This window comes from Luteimonas fraxinea, from assembly GCF_021233355.1.
Classification (GTDB): domain Bacteria; phylum Pseudomonadota; class Gammaproteobacteria; order Xanthomonadales; family Xanthomonadaceae; genus Luteimonas; species Luteimonas fraxinea.
On record NZ_CP089507.1, the window covers coordinates 105938 to 127108 of the forward strand.

Annotated in this window: 13 protein-coding genes; 7 read left to right on the forward strand and 6 right to left on the reverse strand. The window is 67.5% G+C overall.

The window, feature by feature from the left end; all coding sequences use genetic code 11:
- Positions 1-13: 13 nt before the first annotated feature.
- On the reverse strand, positions 14-2899 hold the full coding sequence (locus LU699_RS00520; protein WP_425491649.1) for an EAL domain-containing protein: 2886 nt from the start codon (positions 2897-2899) through the stop codon (positions 14-16).
- 143 nt (positions 2900-3042) lie between these two features.
- Here LU699_RS00520 and LU699_RS00525 point away from each other — a divergent pair, with 143 nt between their 5' ends.
- From LU699_RS00525 to LU699_RS00540, 4 genes are read left to right on the forward strand one after another with little or no spacing between them, the layout of a single operon-like run.
- On the forward strand, positions 3043-3609 hold the full coding sequence (locus LU699_RS00525) for an RNA polymerase sigma factor (protein WP_232136146.1): 567 nt from the start codon (positions 3043-3045) through the stop codon (positions 3607-3609).
- Positions 3606-4625: a hypothetical protein gene (locus LU699_RS00530; protein WP_232134928.1), complete on the forward strand. Its 1020-nt coding sequence runs from the start codon at positions 3606-3608 to the stop codon at positions 4623-4625. Before LU699_RS00525 ends, LU699_RS00530 begins: the two co-directional genes overlap by 4 nt.
- Positions 4625-5215, forward strand: a complete 591-nt coding sequence (locus LU699_RS00535; protein WP_232134926.1) for an IMPACT family protein — start codon at positions 4625-4627, stop codon at positions 5213-5215. The genes LU699_RS00530 and LU699_RS00535 overlap by 1 nt, the downstream gene beginning before the upstream one ends.
- Positions 5215-6993 (forward strand): ABC transporter transmembrane domain-containing protein, encoded by a 1779-nt coding sequence (locus LU699_RS00540; RefSeq protein ID WP_232580448.1) that lies wholly within the window; start codon positions 5215-5217, stop codon positions 6991-6993. The genes LU699_RS00535 and LU699_RS00540 overlap by 1 nt, the downstream gene beginning before the upstream one ends.
- A gap of 40 nt (positions 6994-7033) precedes the next feature.
- On the opposite strand, the gene LU699_RS00545 is transcribed toward LU699_RS00540, so the two are convergent.
- The 5 genes from LU699_RS00545 to LU699_RS00565 form a co-directional block, all read right to left on the reverse strand.
- Positions 7034-8500: a DUF2867 domain-containing protein gene (locus LU699_RS00545; protein ID WP_232134922.1), complete on the reverse strand. Its 1467-nt coding sequence runs from the start codon at positions 8498-8500 to the stop codon at positions 7034-7036.
- A gap of 5 nt (positions 8501-8505) precedes the next feature.
- Entirely contained in the window at positions 8506-8808 is a 303-nt protein-coding gene (locus tag LU699_RS00550) for a metalloregulator ArsR/SmtB family transcription factor (protein ID WP_232134920.1), read from the reverse strand.
- A 1025-nt stretch (positions 8809-9833) separates the two neighbouring features.
- Entirely contained in the window at positions 9834-11081 is a 1248-nt protein-coding gene (locus LU699_RS00555) for an FAD-dependent oxidoreductase (protein WP_232134919.1), read from the reverse strand.
- Positions 11082-11240: 159 nt separating this feature from the next.
- Positions 11241-14411 (reverse strand): multidrug efflux RND transporter permease subunit, encoded by a 3171-nt coding sequence (locus tag LU699_RS00560; RefSeq protein ID WP_232580449.1) that lies wholly within the window; start codon positions 14409-14411, stop codon positions 11241-11243.
- A gap of 6 nt (positions 14412-14417) precedes the next feature.
- The gene (locus LU699_RS00565; RefSeq protein WP_232134915.1) at positions 14418-15668 is read right to left on the reverse strand and encodes an efflux RND transporter periplasmic adaptor subunit; all 1251 of its coding nucleotides are present in this window, start codon (positions 15666-15668) and stop codon (positions 14418-14420) included.
- 209 nt (positions 15669-15877) lie between these two features.
- On the opposite strand from LU699_RS00565, the gene LU699_RS00570 reads away from it, so the two are divergent.
- From LU699_RS00570 to LU699_RS00580, 3 genes are all read left to right on the forward strand, one after another.
- Entirely contained in the window at positions 15878-16651 is a 774-nt protein-coding gene (locus tag LU699_RS00570) for a TetR/AcrR family transcriptional regulator (protein WP_232134913.1), read from the forward strand.
- Between the two features lie 11 nt (positions 16652-16662).
- The gene (locus LU699_RS00575; protein WP_232134911.1) at positions 16663-17865 is read left to right on the forward strand and encodes an efflux RND transporter periplasmic adaptor subunit; all 1203 of its coding nucleotides are present in this window, start codon (positions 16663-16665) and stop codon (positions 17863-17865) included.
- A 104-nt stretch (positions 17866-17969) separates the two neighbouring features.
- Complete coding sequence (locus LU699_RS00580; protein ID WP_232134909.1) at positions 17970-21149, forward strand: efflux RND transporter permease subunit; 3180 nt, start codon at positions 17970-17972, stop codon at positions 21147-21149.
- The last annotated feature ends 22 nt before the right edge of the window (positions 21150-21171 follow it).

The following is a 21171-nucleotide window of genomic DNA, read 5'->3' on the forward strand; positions in this document are numbered from 1 at the left end:
CGGAACCGCAGGCTCAGACCGGCGCAGGCCGTCCGTAAAGATAGCCCTGCCCGTACTGGCAGCCGAGTTCGTCGAGCATGTCGCGCTGCGCCTGGGTTTTGATGCCCTCGGCGATCGTGTCGATGCCGAGCGTGCCGGCGAGCGCGAGGATCGCGCGCACCAGCGCTAAGCTTTCGGCGTGGAGATCGCTGCCCAGCCCCTGCACGAAGCTCTGGTCGATCTTCAGTGCGTGGATCGGGAACCGGTGCAGATACGACAGCGCCGAGAAACCGGTACCGAAATCGTCGAGCAAGGCGAGCACGCCGCGCTCGCGCAGCTGGCTGAGCATGCGCAGCGCACGCGGCGCATCGTCGAGCAGCGCGACCTCGGTGATCTCGATGCGCAGACGCCCGGGATCGGCGCCGGCGCTTTCGAGCAGGAACAGTAGGCGCTCGACGAAATCGTCGGAGCGGAAATGCCGCGGCGAGACGTTGATCGACACGTAACCCGGCGCGTTCGAACTCGCCATGATGCCGATGACCTTGCGGTACATCAGCCAGTCGACCTGCTCGATCAGACCGCTGTCCTCGCCCACGCCGATAAAGTCGGCAGGCGGCAGGATGCCGTGCAGTTCGTGGCGCCAACGCAGCAGGGCTTCGTGGCCGATGACCGCGCCGTCGGTCAGGCGCACGATCGGCTGGAAGAATGGTTCGAATGCGTCCTGCAGGATCGCGCGGCGCAGATCCGCTTCGAGATCGAGCAGGCGCGTCGCCTCGGCGCGCATCGCTTCGTCGAAACGTTCGCTGCGGTCGCGGCCGCAGGCCTTGGCGCGGTACATCGCCGCGTCCGCGTCGCGCAGCAGACCGTCTCCATCGGCGCCCGCATGCGACATCGCGATGCCGATGCTGCCCGAGGGATACAGCTCGCGACCGGCCACCCACATCGGCCGCGACAGCGTCGCCAGCAGCGCGGCCGCCATCGTGTCGGCAACGATGGCGTCGTCGACGCCGCCCAACACCAGCGCGAACTCATCGCCGCCGAGCCGCGCGGCCATGTCCTGCGGACCGAGCAGCGCGGAGATGCGTTGCGCGATCTCGACCAGCATCGCGTCGCCGGCCGCATGACCGACGCTGTCGTTGACCAGCTTGAAGCGGTCGAGATCCAGGAACAGCACCGCGAACGGTTCCTGGCGGCTTTCCGACGAGGCCAGCGCGGCATTGAGACGTTCGAGCAGCTGCACGCGGTTCGGCAGCCCGGTCAGCGGATCGTGACGCGCCTGGTGCACCAGCCGCTGCTGCGCACGCACGCGCTCGCCGATCTGCGCACGCAGTTCGCGGTTGGCTTCTTCCAGTTCGCGCGTGCGCGCATCGACGCGGAATTCGAGCTCGGTGTGCGCCGCCTTCAACGCTTCCTGCGCACGTTTGCGCTCCAGCGCGCTGTCGATGTGATGGGCGACGAAGGTCAGCAGCGCCTGGTCGCTGTGCGCAAAGCTGATCTCGGGGTCGTAGCTCTGCACCGCGATCGCGCCGACCGGCCGGCCATCGCGACTCAGCGGCACGCCCAGCCAGCACTGCGCCTGGGTGCCGCGGCTCTGCAGTTCGCCGCTGGCCTCCAGCAGCACGATGCTCTCGCGCCGCGCGAGCAGCGGTTCGCCACTGTCGATCACGTATTCGGTCAGGCCATTGGCCCGTTGGCGCGGTCGCCGCGCGACGTCGCGTTCGTCGACCGAGTACGGGAATTCAAGACGCTGGCCGTCCTGGCTCAGCATCGCGATGTAGAAATTCCGCGCGTACAGCAGCTCGCCAACGATCGCGTGCAGGTCGGCATAGAAGCGTTCGACGCTGCCGGCGGCGACCGACAGTTCGCTGATCCGGTACAGCGCCCGCTGCAGGCGTTCCGCGCGTGCACGTTCGGCGATCTGCGCCTGCAGGCCGAAGTTCGCTTCCTGCAACTCCTGGGTACGCGAGTCGACGCGGCGTTCCAGTTCGGCGTGCGCCTGCTTGCGGTCGAGCGCGGTCAGAATGTGCTGGGCCACGAATTCGAGCAGCGCCCGGTCGTCCTGGCTGTAGCGGTCCGGCCGGTCGTAGCTCTGCACGACGATGGCCCCTGCGACACGACCGTCGCGCCGCAGCGGCACGCCCAACCAGTCGGCGCTGTCAGGACCGTGAAGCAGGTCGCCGTCGTCGACACCGTAAGCACGCCGCAGCTGCGCCGACGGCCCCAGCATCGGCTGTCCCCCGCGCAGCAGCGCGATGGTCAGACTGTTGGGCATGTCGCTGACATGCAGTTCCTGCTCGGGATCGGCAACCCATGGATCGAGCGCGTCGACGAAATACAGGAACCGTAGTGTCTCGCTGAGATCGTCGTACAGCACGATGTAGAAATTCTCGGCGGTCATCAGCCCGCCGACGACGCCATGGATGCGCGCCAGCACCTCGCCCATTTCCAGCGACGAACCGGCCAGGTCGGCGATCTCATAAAGCGCCTGCTGCAGCCGCTCGGAGCGCTGCAGGGTCGCGACGATGTGATCGGTGGCCAGTGCATCGAGCGCGGCCAGCAGGCTGTTCGCCGCAAGGCGGGCCCAGGACGCGCACATCGCATCGTCATGCCCGGCATCGATGGCGACAGCGACACGCGCGCCACCGCGTGAGGCGCTAAGGATGCGCGCGTCTTCGGCGGCCCCATCGTCATCGAGCGCGTTCTGCGCGGCATCCGCCAATGCACGGGATGCTTCACGCGCGTGGATCGCGCCGCGGCCGCCATACGGGCAACGCCAGGCGATCGCGAGCGCCAGCCCGCCAGGCGCGGTGTCGAGAATCTCCCGCGCACGTGCAGCCGCGTCGGCGGACGGCTGGGCGGGCGACTCCAGGAGGTGACGATCGGACACGGGAACTTGGCGGGCGTTGGCTGACGCGAGCATAACCAAATCGTCACATCGATCCGTGCCCGCGACCCCATCTGCGACATCCGCACGTTCGACCGTCCATGCACGCGCACGCCGCTCCCGCGTTTCCGATCCGTCCGGTCTTCCCGGCCACGTCCGCAGCACGTAACCTGCAGGCCATGCCCGACATCGCCAGCCAGCAGGAGCCGCCCGGCGACGATGCCCTGATGCAGGCATGGGTCGCGGGCGATGTCGCGGCATTCGAAACGCTTTACCGCCGGCATCGCGACAAGCTCTACCGGTTTCTCGTCCGCCAGCTGCGCAATGGCGCGCTGGCCGACGAGGTGTTCCAGGACATCTGGCAGCGCGTGATCGCCGCGCGCGCCGACTGGAAACCGGACGCGATGTTCACCACCTGGCTCTACCGCATCGCCCACAATCGCCTCGCCGATCACTGGCGCGCTGCGCAACATCGGCCGCCGCCGCCCGAAGATGCGGACCTGCGCACCGCGCGGATCGTCGATCCCGATTCGCCCGAACGGCAGCTCTCCGAGTTCGAGCAGCGTCGCCAGCTGCAGCTCGCGCTGGAGTCCTTGCCCGAAGAGCAGCGCGAAGTGGTGCTGCTGCGGCTGGAACAGGACCTGACGCTGGAGGAGATCGGCGAGATCACCGGCGTCGGCCGCGAAACTGTGAAATCGCGACTGCGCTACGCGATGGACAAACTGCGCACGTTGCTGAACCCATGAACCGACCCGACCACGAACCGCTGACGCCCGAAGAACGCATGCTGGCCGACCGCCTGGCACGCGACGGCAGTGCTGCGTCTCCGTCGGCTGCGCTGGACGCGGCGATCCTCGGCGCCGCGCGCGAAGCCGCAGGTGCAGCGCCCGTGCAGGCGCAACCCGCGGTCGCGCATCGACGGGTGGCCGCGCGTCGCCGTCGTTGGCCGTTCGCCGCCGGCATCGCCGCATCGCTGGCATTGGCGGTCGGCATCGCGTGGCAGTTGCGTCCAGTACCCGATACCGAGATGCGAACAGCGTCCGAGATGCCCGCGGCTGCACCCGCGGCTGCACCCGCGGCAGACATCGCGCCAGCGCCCGAAATGATGCGTTCCCGTGAGGTCCCGGCACCGCCGCCCGCCGAACCTGCACCGCCGCCCGCGCAAGCCGTCACTGACGCACCGGCGCCTGCGGCTCCGGCCGCAGACGCAACGCCGGCTGCTGCATCGACACGCAAGGAGACGGTGGCCGCCGAGTCCGCGGACAACGCGGCTTCGGCTGCGGCTGCGAACGTGCAGACACCGGTCGAGCGACCGACCGCGTTCGGCGCGGAGATGCATCCGGCCGCTGCACCGCCGCCTCCGCCTGCGATCCCCGCCGCCGCCCAGTCTGTGCCCGCACCTCCAGCACCTGCACGCGCACCGCCGCCGGCCCCACCCTCGCCGCCCGCGCCCGCGCCGATGCAGGCGCCCGCTGAGTCAGCGGCGCGTCGCGCGGCGCCGGCAGCGCCCGCGCCTGCCGCAGCACGCCAGACACGCGCGGAGTCGCAGGCGCTGATGCTCGACTCGATCGACGACGGTCCCGACGACGGTGATCCGCCCGCGTCGGCCGATGCACCCGAAGTGCGCGCCGCGTGGCTGGCGCGCGTCCGCGAACTGCTCGATGCCGGCCGCATCGGCGAGGCCAAGGCCAGCCTGGCCGAGTTCCATCGTCGCCATCCGCAGGCCGAACTGCCGCCGGACCTGCGCGCGTTGCTGGACTGATGCCGCTCGATACCCTGGCCGGACCGGTCGATCACACGCTCGAGGTCAAGCACAGCCGCTTCATCGCGCACGCGGCGCCGGTCGACGATGCCGACGGCGCCGCCGCTTTCATGCAGCAGGTGCACGTGGCCGATGCCACGCACAATTGCTGGGCCTGGCGCATCGGTGACCAGTACCGGTCCAGCGACGATGGCGAACCGGCCGGTACCGCCGGTCGACCGATCCTCGCCGCGATCGATGGCCAGGGCTTCGATCGCATCGCGGTCGTCGTCGTGCGCTGGTACGGCGGCATCAAGCTCGGCGCCGGCGGCCTGGTCCGCGCCTATGGCGGCTGCGCAGCCGAATGCCTGCGCACCACGCCGCGCGTCGCGCTGGTCGAGATGGCGACGCTGCGGCTGCATGCACCGTTCGATGCGATCGGCAGCGTGCACGCCGCGCTGCCGGGCGCACTGGCGGTCAAGCGCGAAGAAACCTTCGACACCCACGGCGTGTCCGTGGTGCTGGACCTGCCGGCCGACCGTGTCGACGACTTGAAAACCCGTCTGCGCGATGCCACCCGTGACCGGGTCCGCATCGACGACAATGGCTGATGGCATTCCAATCCCCCCGCACGACGCCTGACGCCGGCGAACCCAAGGCGCGCATCAGCGTGCTCAAGACCCTGTGGCCGTTCGTGATGCGCCAGCGCGGTCTGTTCACGGCCTGGATGGTCGCGCTCGCGCTGTCGTCGGCGGCGACGCTGAGCCTGCCGCTGGCGGTCAAGCAGATGATCGATCACGGGTTCACCGGCGGCGACCAGATCGACCGCGCATTCGCGCTGCTGCTGCTCGTCGCGATCGCGCTGGCGGTATTCACCGCAGCGCGGTTCTTCTTCGTCTCGCTGCTGGGCGAGCGCGTCGTCGCCGATCTGCGCAACCGGCTCTACGGCCATCTGCTTGATCTCGACCAGACCTTCTTCGAGCAGACCCGCAGCGGCGATCTGGTCTCGCGCCTGAGCGCGGACACCGAACTGCTGCGCGCGGTCGTCGGCTCGACGATGTCGGTCGCGCTGCGCAGCACGGTGATGGTGATCGGCAGTGTCGCGATGCTGGTCGTCACCAGCCCGCGGCTCGCGGCGTTCACCCTGATCGGCATTCCGCTGTTCGTGCTGCCGCTGGTGCTGGGCGGCCGCAAGCTGGCGAAGATCTCACGCCAGAGCCAGGACCGCGTGGCCGATGCCAACGCACTCGCCAACGAGACACTGACTGCGATCCGCACCGTGCAGGCGCATGCGCGCGAGCCGTGGGAGCGCGGACGCTTCGGCGATGCGGTCGCGCAGTCGGTCGCCACCGCGCGCCGACGCATCGGTTTGCAGTCGATCATCACCGCGGTCGCGATCACACTCATCTTCGGCGCCGTCGTCGTCGTGCTGTGGTCGGGCGCGCACGACGTCATCGAAGGCCGCATGACCGCCGGCACGCTGGGCCAGTTCGTGCTCTATGCGCTGTTCGGCGCAGGCTCGGTCGGCGCGCTGGCGGAAGTCTGGAACGAGCTGCAACGCGCCGCCGGCGGCATGGGCCGGATCGGCGAACTGCTGGTCGAGCGTCCCGGCATCCGCGCACCGGACGCACCCGCCACGTTGCCAGTGCCTGTGCGTGGCGAGCTGCGCTTCGAGGACATGCGCTTCCATTATCCGTCGCGCCCGGACGCGCCCGCGCTGGAGCATTTCAGCCTGCATGTCGCGCCCGGCGAGACGGTCGCGCTGGTCGGGCCGTCAGGCGCCGGCAAGAGCACCGTGCTGTCGCTGCTGTTGCGCTTCCATGATCCGGCCGAAGGTGCGGTCTCGATCGATGGCGTCGACATCCGCGGCCTCGATCCCGCCGCGCTGCGCGACCATCTCGCGCTGGTGCCGCAGTCGCCGACCATCTTCGCCACGAGCGCCCGCGAGAACATCCGCTACGGACGGCTCGATGCCAGCGATGCCGACATCGAAGCGGCGGCGCGCGCAGCCGAGGCCGATGCCTTCATCCGCGAACTGCCCGACGGCTACGACGCCCAGCTCGGTGAGCGCGGCGCGCGTCTGTCCGGCGGTCAGCAGCAGCGCATCGCGATCGCCCGCGCCCTGCTCCGCGACGCGCCGGTTCTGCTGCTCGACGAAGCGACCTCCGCGCTCGATGCGCAGAGCGAATTCGCGGTACAGGAAGCGCTGGCGCGGCTGATGGAAGGCCGCACGACGCTGGTCATCGCGCATCGGCTGGCGACCATCCTCAAGGCCGACCGTATCGTGGTCATGGACCGCGGTCGCATCGTCGCCCAGGGCACGCACGCGGATCTGCTGGCGCAGGGCGGGCTCTACGCGGAATTGGCGCGGTTGCAGTTCATCGACTGAGGTTGCGCGCGAGTCGCCCTTCGACGGGTCTCGCTTCGCGCTACCCGTTCCGCGTGAGCAGTGCCGTGCCGACGGCGTCCACGCCGCGCAGCGATCGCACCGCGTGATCCGCTGCATGCCGCAACATCGCCGGCGCGATGTAGCTGCGATGCACGCCGCTGATCGCGGCCATGTAGAAACGCCCGAACGTATTGCGCGTGCGCACGCGCGTCGCCATCGTGCAGACGACCGCGCCATCGGCCTCGATGCGCACGCCGACGCAGGTGCGGAACATCAGATGTCTGTCGTCGGCGCCGAGGATGACTTCGACGCGGCGCCCGTCGTCACTGCGGCGCTCGGACACCACCGGATGACGGCCGGCGAACTTCAGCGGCGCATCGGGTGACAGCAGCGAGGATGCAGGACATCCGAGTGGCGAGGTGCGCAGGCCCGCGGGCCGCACCAGCACATTGCGCAGCGCCATCAATCGCGACACGCCATCGGGCGGATTCTCGACGAAGCCGGCCAGCAGATGATCCATGACGCGTGCGGGTGTCGCGTTGTGGATCTGCGCCGCATCGAGCCGCAGCGCGACCTGGTCCTCGTGTGCGATACGGCCCGGCAATTGCGATTGCAGCAGCGAATCCGCGTCCACGCCACTCGCGACGACATCGCGTCCGCCGCCATTGTCCGCGCGGAAGCCCGCAGCGGCGCGGCGCTGCGCGATGCCCGCCCGCAGACGCCCCATCGCGCCGCGCACCCCGGCACAGAAGCGCGCGGCGATCGACGCCGGCGGTGCATGCAACGACAGCGCCGTGGTCGCGATCGATGCCGGGTTGCGCCATGCCGCGTCGAGCAGCACCTGCACGCCGGGCGTCAGCACTTCGGTCAGCGCGGGAATGTCTGCCCTATTGCCGAGCACGCGTGCCTGTGTCGCGGCATCGAGACCGCCGGCGGTCTCATCGGGATGGCAGGACAGCGCGAACAAGGTGGGATGCGGACCGCCCGGACGCGCTGCGATGAACTGGTGCCAGGTGCCGCCGCCGAAGCGTACCGAGAACAGGCAATCCGGTGGCACTTCGACCACATGCAATGCATCGAGAAACGCGCGCGGATCGGCATCGATCTGCGCCTGCGATGCGGTCGAGAACCGCAAATGCGCGCCAGCGCTGCCGGACACCGCGGTGAACATGCGGTTGCCGGCGTGGCGATGGAACGGGTGCCCGTTCGCGCCGACGCCGAAGGTGTACAACGAAGAGGGATCGCCACGCGCGAGATCCATCGCACCGAGTCGCGTCGACGGCTCGTCCAACGCATCGACGAAAGCCGGATGGGCCCGTTGCCGACGCAGCGCATCGCCGATCGCGACATCCCCCTGCCCCGGCGCGAACTGCGCGATCAGCGTGACTTCGACCGGCAGTCCACCGCAGTGCGACGGCAGACGCACCGACGGAAACGTCGACGACGCTCGGATTGCGGTGAAGCCCGCGCGCGCAGTCGATTCAGCCCGCAGCGCGTCGCCGCTCACCGTGTTCAACCCGCACCCGCCTTGCGACGCTCCCGCTTGAGCGGACGCCCCACCGGACACACCTCCGCCGCCCACGCAAAAATCGTGTTCGCCAGCCGGTCGGGCACCAGCCGGAAAAACACGAACTGGCCACGTTTTTCGCGTTCGATCAGACCGGCCTCTTCCAGCACCCGCAGGTGCCCGGACAGCGCCGGCTTGCTGAACTCAAACCGCGCACCGATCTCGCCCGCAGTGAGTTCGCCAGCATTGAGGTAGGCCAGGATCTGGCGGCGCGGCGTCGATGCAAGGGCTTCAAAGACCCGTTCCATGGCGGCATCCAGTTAACTAATTACCTAATTAATTACTCCGTTGATGGTGGGGTGTCAAGTCTGTTCGATGCGCGCTGGCGGCGGCGCCGCTGGGATCGGCGTCAGGCTGCGAGCTGTCGAGCGCCGGCTTGCGCTGCCTGCGTTGACTGCCCTCCGGGATGAGGTACGGCTGCGGCCGTTTGGCTGCAGCTGTGGCTGTAGCTTTGCTCTGACTGTGCTTTTAGCTGTGGCTGTGGCCTTGGCTTCGAGCTTTTGATCTCAATCGAGCCGTAAAGCGAGCCGAGCATCGCAGGGCGGCGGGGTCGAAGAGCAGCCCATGTCTGAGCGCAGCGAGTTTGGGCTGCGTGCCCCGTCGTCCGAGAAGCGCAGGGAACCGGCACGGCGCAGCCGTGTCGGATCGCGTCCGGCGAAGGGGGTTTTTGGTTCCCTTTTTGGCCCGTCAAAAAGGAACTCGCACGCGTAGCGGGCGAAAGCTCTGCACTTGCCTGAGCTTCTTTGCTCGTCGCTTTGCGACTTTGATATTTCGGAAGAAGGATCAATCGCAAGAGCAGAAATCAAGGACAGGGCTTCCGCGCTGTCGCGCGGCTTACTTTTGTCTTGGCAAAAGTAAGCACGACGTGCGAATGCGCTGGCGAACGGCGAAGCCGGCCCGAAGGGCGAGCGCCGAAGGCGTGAGTCAAACCGTCTTCGCCGGACGCGAGCCGATGCGATGAAGCCGCATCGGTCCCCTCCGCTCCTCGCCTGACGCGGCACGCAGCCCAAACTCGCTGCGCTCAGACATGGGCTGCTCTTCGGCCACGTCAGGCTCCGGTGCTCGGCTCGCTCTACGGCTCGATTGAAGTCGAAAGCCAAATCCAAATCCAAATCCAAAGCCAAAGCTAGAGCTAGAGCTAGAGCAAGAGCCGAAGAACAAATCCAAAGCGGAAAGCAGGAAGCCAGAAGCCAGAAGCCAGAAACCAGAAACCAGAAACCAGAAACCAGAAACCAGAAACCTGAGCAACAACGAAAACCAGGCAGAGGCGCAACTACTTCGTCGAAACCCCGGATACCCGAAATGCCCCCAACGCATCCACAAACTCTGGCGCCAACGCCATCGACCCGAACACCCCGTGCTGCGTACCACTCAGCACCCGCAACATATGCCCACGCCCACCCGGCAGATTCCCCATCGGCCGGAATGCGACATCGCGCGCCTTCGCGATCACGTCGCGCTCGGACTGGAACACCGGCGTCAGCCAGCGGCTCCAGAACTGGTAGATCGCCACATGTCGGCGCCTGACGCGCGCATACGTGGCCAACGCATCGGACACTGCCTGCCCTCGCAAGGCATCACGCAAGGCCTCGGCATCGAGCAGGGCCATGTTGACGCCCTGCCCCAGCTGCGGGCTCATCGCGTGCGCGGCGTCGCCGAGCAGCACCCAGCGGCCGCGATGCCACTGCGTCAGCGTGACGTCGCGATAGGTCGCGCGTGCGAGGTGTGCGTGCGTCGTCGTGGCTTTGAGCAGTCGCGCCGCTTCGGGCCAGATCGCGGTGACCGTGTCGCGCCAGTCATCGAGCGCGGCGGACTGCCAGCCGTCGAAGGCGGCGATCGGCAGGCTCCAGAAGAAGCTCAGGCGCTGTGTCGCATCGCCCGGGCGCGTGCCGACCGGCAGCAGGCCGATCATCCGGCGCGCGGCGACGTAGCGTTGGCGGAGCTCGTTCACATGCGGCCAGTCGTCGGCATCGATCAGGCACCACAACGCGCCCCAGGGATACACCGCGTCGCGCCGCACGCCACCGAGCCGGCCACGCAGACGCGAGGCGGCACCGTCGGCGGCGAGCACCAGATCGAACGGGCCATGCCGTCCGCCATCGGCATTGCACAGCCAGCGATCGTCCGTGTCGTCCGGCCCTTCGATAGTGATGCCGGCATGCAGGCGCACAGTGTCGTCGCGCGCCTGGTCGAGGATCGAGAACAGCGCGCCGCGCTGCAGGCCGACGCCGCACAGGCGCGCGTCGAGCCCGGCGTAACGCATGTCCATGACCGCGCGGCCGCAGGGCGCCTCGCCGTACAGCCGATCGACACGCGCGCCATGCGCGAGCACCTGGTCGAGCAGTCCCATGCGCCACAGCACCTGCAGACCGGTGGGCTGCAGCAGGAAGCCCGCACCGACCGGGCCCGGCTCGGGCGCACGTTCGAAGACCTCGATGCGATGCCCGTCGCGTGCCAGCAACACCGCTGCGGCCTGGCCGGCCGTGCCGTAACCGACGATGGCGATACGCAATGACGTCATGACGGCTCCGCGGCAGGGCGGCCAGCATATCCGGCGCGTTGCGGATTCCGGCAGCCACATGCATCGCGCGCCATAAAAAAGGGCCGCCCTGTTGCCAAGGCGGCCCTCGTCGATCGGACGAACGTGCGGTCAGTGCGCCGGTCGTTCGTCGCCGTCGTGTTACAGCTGGCGATCACGCTCGCGTGCCGCTTCCAAACGCGGATCCGGCTCGTCGAGTTTGTCGCCCAGCACGCGCCGCACGATGATGAAGAACACCGGGATCAGCAGCAGACCGAGGAACGTCGCGAACAGCATGCCGCCGATGACGCCGGTGGCCAGTGCGTGGCGTGCGCTGGAACCCGCGCCGCTCGACAGCGCCATCGGCGTGACGCCCATGATGAAGGCGAACGAAGTCATCAGGATCGGGCGGAAGCGCAGGTTCGCCGCTTCGATCGTCGCATCGCGCAGCGTCTTGCCTTCCTTGTACTGCTGCACAGCGAACTCGACGATCAGGATGGCGTTCTTCGCCGCCAGACCGATCACCGTCACCATGCCGATCTTAAAGAAGATGTCGTTCGACAGGCCCGGACGCAGCATCGTGAAGACCACCGCGCCGAGGATGCCCAGCGGCACCACCAGCAGCACCGCGACCGGAATCGACCAGCTCTCGTAGAGCGCGGCCAGACACAGGAACACCACCACCACCGACAGCAGCAACAGCAGCGTCGCCGTGTTGCCCGCGATGATCTCCTGGTAGGACATGCCCGCCCAGTCGTAGCCGAAGCCTTCCGGCAGTTCGTTCTCGACGATCTCCTCCATCGCGGCCATCGCTTCACCGGTGCTGCGACCGGGTGCCTGCGAACCGACGATGTTGATCGCCGAATAGCCGTTGTAGCGCGTCAGCGACGGCGTGCTCGCGCCCCACTCCGGCTTCACCACGGTGCTCAGCGGAATCATCGTCGGCGTGCCGTCGGCATTCGTCGACGCGGTGCTCGGCGTGTAGAAGCGGCCGATCGAACCCGGCTCGGTGCGGTACTGCGCATCGGCCTGCATGTTGACGCGCTTGATGCGGCCGTCGGACACGTAGTCGTTGACGTAGACCGGCGCCAGCATCAGCTGGATCGCGCCGTAGATGTCGGTCACCGACAGGCCCATCGACTGCGCCTGCACGCGGTCGACGTGCAGCTGCAGCTGCGGCGCGTCTTCCAGCGTGTTCGGGCGCACGCCCTGCAGCACGTCGGTCTTCTGCGCGGCCGCGCCCAGCAGCTGGTTGCGTGCCTGCTGCAGCGCCGCGTTACCGGCGCCGGTGCGGTCCTGCAGATACATGTCGAAGCCGCCGAACTGGCCCAGACCCTGCACGGTCGGCAGGTTCACGACGAAGATCGTCGCGTCCTGCACGCCCTGCAGCGCGCCGTTGGCCTCGCCGAGGAAGCCGTTGATGTCGACGTCGCGCTCGCCCCAGTCCTTGAGCTTGATGAAGCCCATGCCGACGTTCTCGCCCTGGCCGACGAAGCTGAAGCCCGCGACCTGCAGCATCGCCTCGTACGACGGGTTCTGCTCCAGACGCGCACGCACGTCCTCGAACACGGCGTTGGTCCGCTGCAGGGTCGAGCCCGGCGGCAGCTGCACGATCGCCAGCGCATAGCCCTGGTCCTCGTCGGGCACGAAGCTCGACGGCAACCGGATGTACAGGAACGCGCAGACCACGCACAGCACCGCGAACACCGCCATCCAGCGCGGCGCATGCTTCACGGCGCTGCCGATGTGGCCGACGTAGGTCGCGTTGACCTTGTCGTAGTACTTGTTGAACGTGCGGACGACGACGTTGTCCTTGCGCTCGCCCGGCGGTGCGTGCTGCTTGAGGAAGGTCGCGCACAGCGCCGGCGTGAAGCCGAGCGCGAGGAAGGCCGAGAAGCCCATCGCGACCGCGATCGTGATCGCGAACTGCTTGTAGATCTCGCCCGAGGCGCCGCCCTGCAGCGCGCTGGGGATGAACACCGCGGCCAGCACGACGGTGATCGCGACGACGGCGCCGGTGATCTGGTCCATCGCCTTCATCGTCGCTTCGCGTGGCGGCAGGTGTTCCTCCGCCATGATGCGTTCGACGTTCTCGATCACCACGATCGCGTCGTCGACCACGATGCCGATCGCCAGCACCATCGCGAACAATGTCAGCTGGTTGATCGTGTAGCCGAGCATGCTCAGGCCCAGGAACGTGCCGAGCAGCGCGATCGGAATGACCAGCGTCGGGATGATCGTCGCGCGCAGGTTCTGCAGGAACAGCAGCATCACCAGGAAGACGAGGATCACCGCCTCGATCAAGGTCTTGATGACCTCCTTGATCGACAGCGTCACGAACGTGGTGGTGTCGTAGGGCTTGAACCACTCGATGCCCTGCGGGAACGAGGGCTGCAGCTCGTCCATGCGTGATTCGACCGCCGTGGCCACCGTCAGCGCGTTCGCGCCGGGCAGCAACTGGATCGCGAACGCACCGGTGGCCTGGCCGTTGTACTTGGTGTCGAAGCCGTAACCCGACGCGCCGATCTCCACGCGCGCGACGTCCTTCAGGCGCACGGTGGCGCCGTCGTTGTCGGCGCGCAGGATGATGTTCTCGAACTGTTCGGGCGTGCTGAAGCGGCCTTCCGCCGAGACGGTCGCGGTGAAGCCCTGGCCTTCCGGTGCCGGGTCAGAACCGACCGAACCCGCGGCGAACTGCACGTTCTGTCCACGCACCGCGGCCATGACCTCGGTCGCCGACATGCCGTAGCCCTGCAACTGGTCCGGGTTGAGCCAGATGTTCATGGCGTACTCGGAACCGAACTGCTGCGTGCTGCCGACGCCGGGCACGCGCGCGATCTGCTCGAGCACGCGCGAACCGATGAGATCGTTGAGCTGGTTGCGGGTGACCGTCGTGTCTTCCGAGCGCAGACCCACGACCATCAGAAAGCCGGCGTTGGCCTTGGCCACGACGACGCCCTGCTGCACCACTTCACTGGGCAGACGCGGCGTGGCCAGCGAGACCTTGTTCTGGACCTGCACCTGCGCGATGTCCGCGTCGGTACCGGTTTCGAAGGTCAACGTGACGCTGGCGCGGCCGGAAGAACTGGACGTCGAACTGAAGTACAGCAGGTTGTCGATACCGGTGAGCTGCTGCTCGATGACCTGTGTGACCGCGCGTTCGGTGGTGTCGGCGCTGGCGCCGGGATAGGTCGCCGAGACGGTGACCTGCGGGGGTGCGACGCTCGGGTACGACTCCACGCCCATGTTCAGCAGCGAGATCACGCCCGCGAGCGAGATCAGAATGGATACGACCCAGGCGAAGACCGGGTGGTTGATGAAAAACTTGGGCATGGCGGATCAGTCCTGCGTGTCGTTCGCAGCGGGCGCCTGGCCGGCGGCTTCCTGCGTCGGTGCCGCTGCCGCGTCGCCGGGCGTCGCGGGTGCAGCGGCCTCGCCTGCGGGCTGCGCCGCGGGCGCTGCGCCTGGAGCAGCCTGCGCCTGGGCCTGCTCGGGCGTCCACGGCTTGGGCGAGACCACCGCGTCGGGACGCGCCTTCGGCACGCCGCTGACGATCACGCGGTCGCCGGCCACCAGGCCGTCGGTGATCACCCACTGGCCACCCTGCGCGCGATCGGTGCGGACCGACTTGCGGACGACCTTGTCGCCTTCGCCTGCCACCAGCACGTAGGCGGTGTTGGCGTCGCGCAGCACCGCGGCCTGCGGCACCAGGAACACGCCGCTCTGCTGGCCCATGTTCGCGCGCAGCGTCACGTAGACGCCGGGCAGCAGACGACGATCGGGATTGGGCAGCGTCGCGCGCAGCTGGATCGCGCCCGAGGCCGGGTCGACCACGTCGCCGGAGAAGTCCAGCGTCGCCCGCTGGTCGTGCACCGTGCCGTCGCCGAGGACGATCTCGACCTGACCACCACCGGCGTCGCGGTCGAGCGGCAGTGCGCGGATGCGGGCGAACTCGCCGGCGCTCATCGAGAAGTTGATGTACAGCGGATCGATCTGGTCGACGGTGGTCAGCAGCGTGGAATCACCCTGCCCGACCAGCGCGCCTTCGGTCACCTGCTGCTTGCCGGCGCGGCCGGAGATCGGCGCGCGCACGGTGGCGTAGCCGAGATTGATCTGCGCGGTCTGGGTCGACGCGCGCGCGGCCTGCAGCGCGGCCTCCGCACTGCGCTCGGCAGCGAGCGCGTTGTCGAGATCCGACTTGGAGATAAAGTTGGTCGGCGCCAGCTGGCGCGCGCGATCCGCGGCGCTCTTGGCGTTGATCGCATTGGCCTGCGCCTGTGCCTGCGAACCCTGCGCGGTGCCGAGCGCGGCCTGCAGCTGCGCGGGATCGATGCGGAACAACACGTCGCCTTCGCTGACGTCGCTGCCTTCCTGATACACCCGGCTTTCGAGCACACCCGGCACGCGGGCGCGGACGTCGGCGCTGCGGAACGGTGCCAGACGGCCCACCAGTTCCTGTTCCAGCGCGATGCTCGTGGGCTGGACGGTCAACACACCGACTTCGGGCGGTGGCGGCGCGGCCTGCTCCTCTTGTTGACCGCAGGCGGAAAGTGCCGCAGCGAGCACGGCAATGGAGAGGAGTCGGCGCATGGGGGAGAGACCTGGGAGAGGTGGGACGGGATTTACTATACCGGCCAGTATAGCTAATTCAGATTGCGGTTCGCACCGTGAAGGAAGTCATTGGCGCGATTCCGGCGCGATGCTGCGTTGCACGCGGTGCGAAGCCGGTGAAATCGAACCTTGCTCACAGAATGAATCAAGTTCATAATCCGCGCCGCTTCCGATCCATTCAGGTTTCCATGCCGCCCCTGCCCCCCGCCGTTGCACGTCGCCAGCGCGAGATCGCTGCGCGCGAACGCACGCTGCTCGACACCGCGCAGGCGCAGATCCAGCGCGACGGACTGTTGTCGCTGCAGATGGCGCGCGTGGCCGAGGAATGCGGCTATGCCATCGGCACGCTGTACAAGCATTTCGCCAGCAAGGAAGACCTGCTGGTGGCACTGGCCACGCGCAACAGCCTCGATCGTGTGGAGCTGTTCGAACGCGCCGCGAAATGGAACGGCCCGACCCGCGAACGCATGCTCGCCGTCGCGCTCGCCGACATGCTGATCCTCCGCGAGCAGCCCGAGCACTTCCGCCTCGCCCAGTTCGTCTGGACCGATGTGGTCTGGGGCGCGGCGTCGAACGAAAGCCGCCGCCGCGCGCTCGAAGCCTGCGAGCCGTTGAGCACACTGATCGACGGCATCGCCGCCGAGGGCCGGGCACGCGGCGAACTGCCGGCATCGGTGTTGCCGGTGGGGGCTTTGATGATGGGCCCCTGGACAATGACCGTCGGCATGCACGCGCTCGTGCAGCAGCAGGGTCTGGTCGATACCGCCGTGACCGGCGATCCCTATCGCCTGCTGATCCGCCAACTGCAGTACCTGTTCAACGGCTACGCCTGGCAACCGATCTTCGACGCCGAGGACGATGCCGCGCTCGATGCGCTGATCGCCCGCGTCAGCCGTGACGTCTTCGATACCGACTGGTCGAGCATCGCGCCCGACCTGCCGCCTCCCCTTCCTCCTTCCTGACGGAAACCGCCATGTCCAGGACCGAAACCCCGTCCACGCCGCGCAAACCGCGTCCCCGTTTGCGGATGATCGTGATGCTGATCCTCGTCGCCGTGATCTTCGGCGGTGTCTTTCTGGCCAAGGCCCTGATGGGCAAGGGCATGAACGACTTCTTCGACAACATGCCGCAGCCGCCGGTCGCGATCACGACCTTCGATGCCGCGCAGCAGTCGTGGTCGACGCCGCTCGAAGCGGTCGGCACGCTGGTCGCGGTCAACGGCACCGATGTCACGACCGAAGCCGGTGGCGTGGTCCGCAAGCTGTCGTTCGAACCCGGCCAGCCGGTCAAGGCCGGCACGGTGCTGGTCGAACTCAACACCGACAACGAACTCGCGGTGCTGCGATCGAGCGAAGCGGCGGCGAAGCTCGCCGTCGTGCAGCGCGATCGCTGGCGCGAACTCGGCGAGACGCAGCTGGTCTCGAAGGCCGAGGTCGAGGAACGCGCGACGCAGGCGGCGACGTCGATCGCGCAGGTCGAGGCGCAGCGCGCCCTGATCGCGCAGAAGACCATCCGCGCACCGTTCGACGGCGTGCTCGGCATCCGCAAAGTCAACCTCGGCCAGTTCATCTCGCCGGGCACGCCGATCGTCGGCCTGCAGCAGCTCGATCCGATCTTCCTCGACTTCACCCTGCCCGAGCAGCAGTTGCCGCTGATCGAGACCGGCGCGGCGCTGCAGGCAGTCGTCGACTCGCTGCCGGGTGAGCAGTTCGAAGGCACGATCACCGCGATCGAGCCGTCCGTCGATGCCGGCACGCGCAACTTCATGGTGCAGGCCACGCTGGCCAATCCCGACGGCAAGCTGCGCCCGGGTGCGTTCGCGCGCGTCGGCCTCGCGGTCGGCGGCGAGCAGAGCGTGGTGGTGATCCCGCAGACCGCGGTGACCTTCAATCCCTACGGCAACGCGGTGTACGTGGTGTCCGAGAAGCCGGTCGATCCCGAAGCCCCCAAGGCCGAAGGCGAAGACGCGCAGCAGGGCCCGACCCTGATCGTGCGCCAGCGCTTCATCAAGACCGGCGCGACCCGCGGCGATCTGATCGCGGTCACCGACGGCCTCAAGCCCGGCGAGCGCGTGGCGACCAGCGGCCTGCTCAAGCTGCGCAACGACGCCGTCGTGACGATCAACAACAAGGTGCAGCCGAGCGCGGATGCCGCACCGACGCCCGAAAACCGATGAGCGTGCGCCGCTGATCGCGATCGGCGCTGCCTGATCGATGTGTCCGGGCGCCCTGCGCCCGCCCCGCTCCCTGACCCGCGCGCCACCGTGCGGGGGAGACCGAGATGAAATTCACCGACATCTTCATCCGCAAACCCGTGCTGGCGATGGTCGTCAGCCTCTTCATCCTGCTGTTCGGCCTGCGCGCGTTCTCCGAGCTCAACGTGCGTCAGTATCCCGAGCTGCAGAATGCGGTCGTCAACATCAGCACGACCTACTTCGGCGCCGACGCCGATCTGATCCAGGGCTTCATCACGACCCCGCTGGAACGCGAGGTCGCGAGCGCCGAGGGCATCGACTATCTGACCTCGACCAGTTCGGCCGGCGTCAGCGTGATCCAGGCCTACATCCGTCTGGACTACGACCCGAACGAAGCGCTCACGCAGATCGCGGCCAAGGTCAACAAGCTGCGCAGCGAACTGCCGGCCGAGTCGGAAGATCCGGTCATCGATCTGCAGCAGGGCCAGCAGGTCGCGGCGATGTACGTCTCGTTCGCCAGCGACGCGCTCAACGACAATCAGATCACCGACTACCTGACCCGCGCCGTCGAACCGACGATCGCGACGATTCCGGGCGTGCAGCGTGCCGAGATCATGGGCCCGGGTTCGTTCGCGATGCGCGTGTGGCTCAAACCCGATCGCATGACCGCGCTCGGCGTCACCGCGAGCGACGTGTCGACCGCGCTGCAGTCCAACAACGTGCTGTCCGCACTGGGCTCGACCAAGGGCCAGATGGTCTCGGTTGATCTGACCGCGCGCACCGACCTGCGCACGCCCGAGGAATTCCGCGCGCTCGTCGTGCGTGAGGCCGATGGTGCGATCGTGCGGCTCGGCGACATCGCCGATGTCGTGCTGGGTTCGGAGAACTACGGTTCGTCGGTGCGCATCAACGGCGCCGCGGCGACATTTATGGGCATCTATGTGTCACCGGACGCGAACGCGCTCGATGTCATCGCCGAGGTGCGCAAGGCCTGGGACGAGGAGATCGTGCCGCAGCTTCCGGAAGGCATCGAAGCGACGATCCCCTACGACAGCACCGAGTCGATCCAGGACGGCATCAACGAGGTCATCCGCACGATCATCGAAGCGGTGATCATCGTGATCGTGGTGATCTACCTGTTCCTCGGCTCGTTCCGCAGCGTGCTGATTCCGGCCGTCACGGTGCCGCTGTCGCTGGTCGGTGCGCTGTTCCTGATGCTGTTGATGGGCTTCACGATCAATCTGCTGACGCTGCTGGCGATGGTGCTGGCGATCGGCATCGTGGTCGACGACGCGATCATCGTGCTCGAGAACATCCACCGCCACATCGAAGAAGGCATGACGCCTTACGACGCGTCGATCCGCGGCGCGCGCGAACTCGCATGGCCGGTGGTCGCGATGACCACGACGCTGATCGCGGTGTACCTGCCGATCGGTTTCCAGGGCGGTCTGACCGGCGTGCTGTTCACCGAGTTCGCGTTCACGCTCGCCGGCGCGGTGTTCCTGTCGGGCATCATCGCGCTGACGCTCACGCCGATGATGTGCGCGAAGATCCTCAAGCCGCATGGTGAGCACAGCAAGAGCAAACTGGAGAAGTGGCTCGACCGTCGCTTCGATTCGGTCGAGCGCGGCTACCAGCGCAGGCTGCACGGCGCGCTGCAGACCCGCGCGGTGATCCTCACCTTCGGTGCCATCGTGCTGGTCTCGTGCGTGTTCCTCTACATCGGCGCGCCCAAGGAACCGGCGCCGCCGGAGGACGAAGGCTTCGTGTTCGCGATCGGCAGCGCCGATGCGGCGAGTACGCTCGATTACGTCGAGGGCTACACCGAAGAGATGACCGCGGTGGTCGAGCAGATCCCCGAGATCAACGACTTCTTCCTGTTCAACGGCGGCATGGGCGGCATGGGCGGCAGCAACAGCGCGATGGGCGGCTTCGTCATGAAGCCGTGGAGCCAGCGCGAGCGCTCGACCAACCAGATTCTGCAGCAGGATCTGCAGCCCAAGCTCGCCGAGATCACCGGTCTCAACATCTTCGCGCTGGTACCGCCGTCGCTGCCATCTGCCGGTGGTGATGGTGGTGGCGAGTTCCTGATCGGCGGCATCGGCTCGCTGGAACAGCTGTCGGAGATCGCAGACGAAGTCGTGGCGCGTGCGCAGGCCAGCAGTCGCTTCATCTTCCTCGACAAGGATCTGAAGATCGACAAGCCGCGCGTGGAAGTGCAGATCGACCGCGACAAGGCGGCGTTGCTCGGCATCGACATGCGCACGCTCGCGGCCGACATGAGTGCGCTGCTGGCCGGCGGCTACGTCAACCGCTTCGCGATGCAGAACCGCTCCTATCGCGTGATCCCGCAGGTGCAGCGCAGCGACCGGCTCAATGCCGAGCAGCTGGGCAACTACTACACCCGCACCCGCGACGGCGACCTGATTCCGTTGTCGACGGTGATCTCGTTCAAGGAAAGCGCGCAGCCGCAATCGCTCAAGCGCTTCCAGCAGCTCAACGCAGTGGGCATCACCTTCGCGCCGCGCCCCGGCGTGACCAAGGGCGAGGCGCTGCGCGTGCTCGACGAGATCGCGGCCGAGGTGCTGCCGCAGGGCTACAGCGTGGACTACGCCGGCGAGTCGCGGCAGTTCAAGCAGGAAGGCACGACGATGCTGATCACCCTCGCCTTCGCGCTGGTGATCATCTTCCTGGTGCTGGCCGCGCAGTTCGAGAGCTTCCGCGATGCGGTGATCATGCTGGCCACGGTGCCGATGGCAATCAGTGGCGCGCTGCTGGTGCTCAACGCGCTGGCGTTGTTGTCGGGTGTGCTGCAGTTCGCCGGCATCGAAGCCTTCCCCGGCATGTCGATCAACATCTACACGCAGGTGGGTCTGGTGACGCTGGTCGGCGTGATCTCCAAGCACGGCATCCTGATCGTGGAATTCGCGAACAAGCTGCAGGTCAACGAAGGCGTGTCGAAAGCAGAAGCCATCGAACGCGCCGCCGCGATCCGCCTGCGTCCGGTGCTGATGACGACCGCCGCGCTCGTGTTCGCGATGGTGCCGCTGCTGATCGCCAGCGGTCCTGGTGCGGCCGCACGCTTCTCGATGGGTCTGGTGATCGCTGCCGGCATGTCGATCGGCACTGCGTTCACCCTGTTCGTGCTGCCGGCGTTCTACTTGCTGCTGGCCCGCGACCAAAGCCACGATCGCGAAGCGACCGAAGCAAAGAACGCGGACCGTCGCGACGACGACGATCTGACGCCGGCGCCGCAGGGGCATTGAGTCTCGGCGAGCAGTGAAATGA

Coding starts and splice junctions, on each gene's coding strand:
- LU699_RS00520 (WP_425491649.1), bottom strand. CDS start 2,899: ATGCTCGCGTCAGCCAACGCCCGCCAAGTTCCCGTGTCCGATCGTCAC.
- LU699_RS00525 (WP_232136146.1), top strand. CDS start 3,043: ATGCCCGACATCGCCAGCCAGCAGGAGCCGCCCGGCGACGATGCCCTG.
- LU699_RS00530 (WP_232134928.1), top strand. CDS start 3,606: ATGAACCGACCCGACCACGAACCGCTGACGCCCGAAGAACGCATGCTG.
- LU699_RS00535 (WP_232134926.1), top strand. CDS start 4,625: ATGCCGCTCGATACCCTGGCCGGACCGGTCGATCACACGCTCGAGGTC.
- LU699_RS00540 (WP_232580448.1), top strand. CDS start 5,215: ATGGCATTCCAATCCCCCCGCACGACGCCTGACGCCGGCGAACCCAAG.
- LU699_RS00550 (WP_232134920.1), bottom strand. CDS start 8,808: ATGGAACGGGTCTTTGAAGCCCTTGCATCGACGCCGCGCCGCCAGATC.
- LU699_RS00555 (WP_232134919.1), bottom strand. CDS start 11,081: ATGACGTCATTGCGTATCGCCATCGTCGGTTACGGCACGGCCGGCCAG.
- LU699_RS00560 (WP_232580449.1), bottom strand. CDS start 14,411: ATGCCCAAGTTTTTCATCAACCACCCGGTCTTCGCCTGGGTCGTATCC.
- LU699_RS00565 (WP_232134915.1), bottom strand. CDS start 15,668: ATGCGCCGACTCCTCTCCATTGCCGTGCTCGCTGCGGCACTTTCCGCC.
- LU699_RS00570 (WP_232134913.1), top strand. CDS start 15,878: ATGCCGCCCCTGCCCCCCGCCGTTGCACGTCGCCAGCGCGAGATCGCT.
- LU699_RS00575 (WP_232134911.1), top strand. CDS start 16,663: ATGTCCAGGACCGAAACCCCGTCCACGCCGCGCAAACCGCGTCCCCGT.
- LU699_RS00580 (WP_232134909.1), top strand. CDS start 17,970: ATGAAATTCACCGACATCTTCATCCGCAAACCCGTGCTGGCGATGGTC.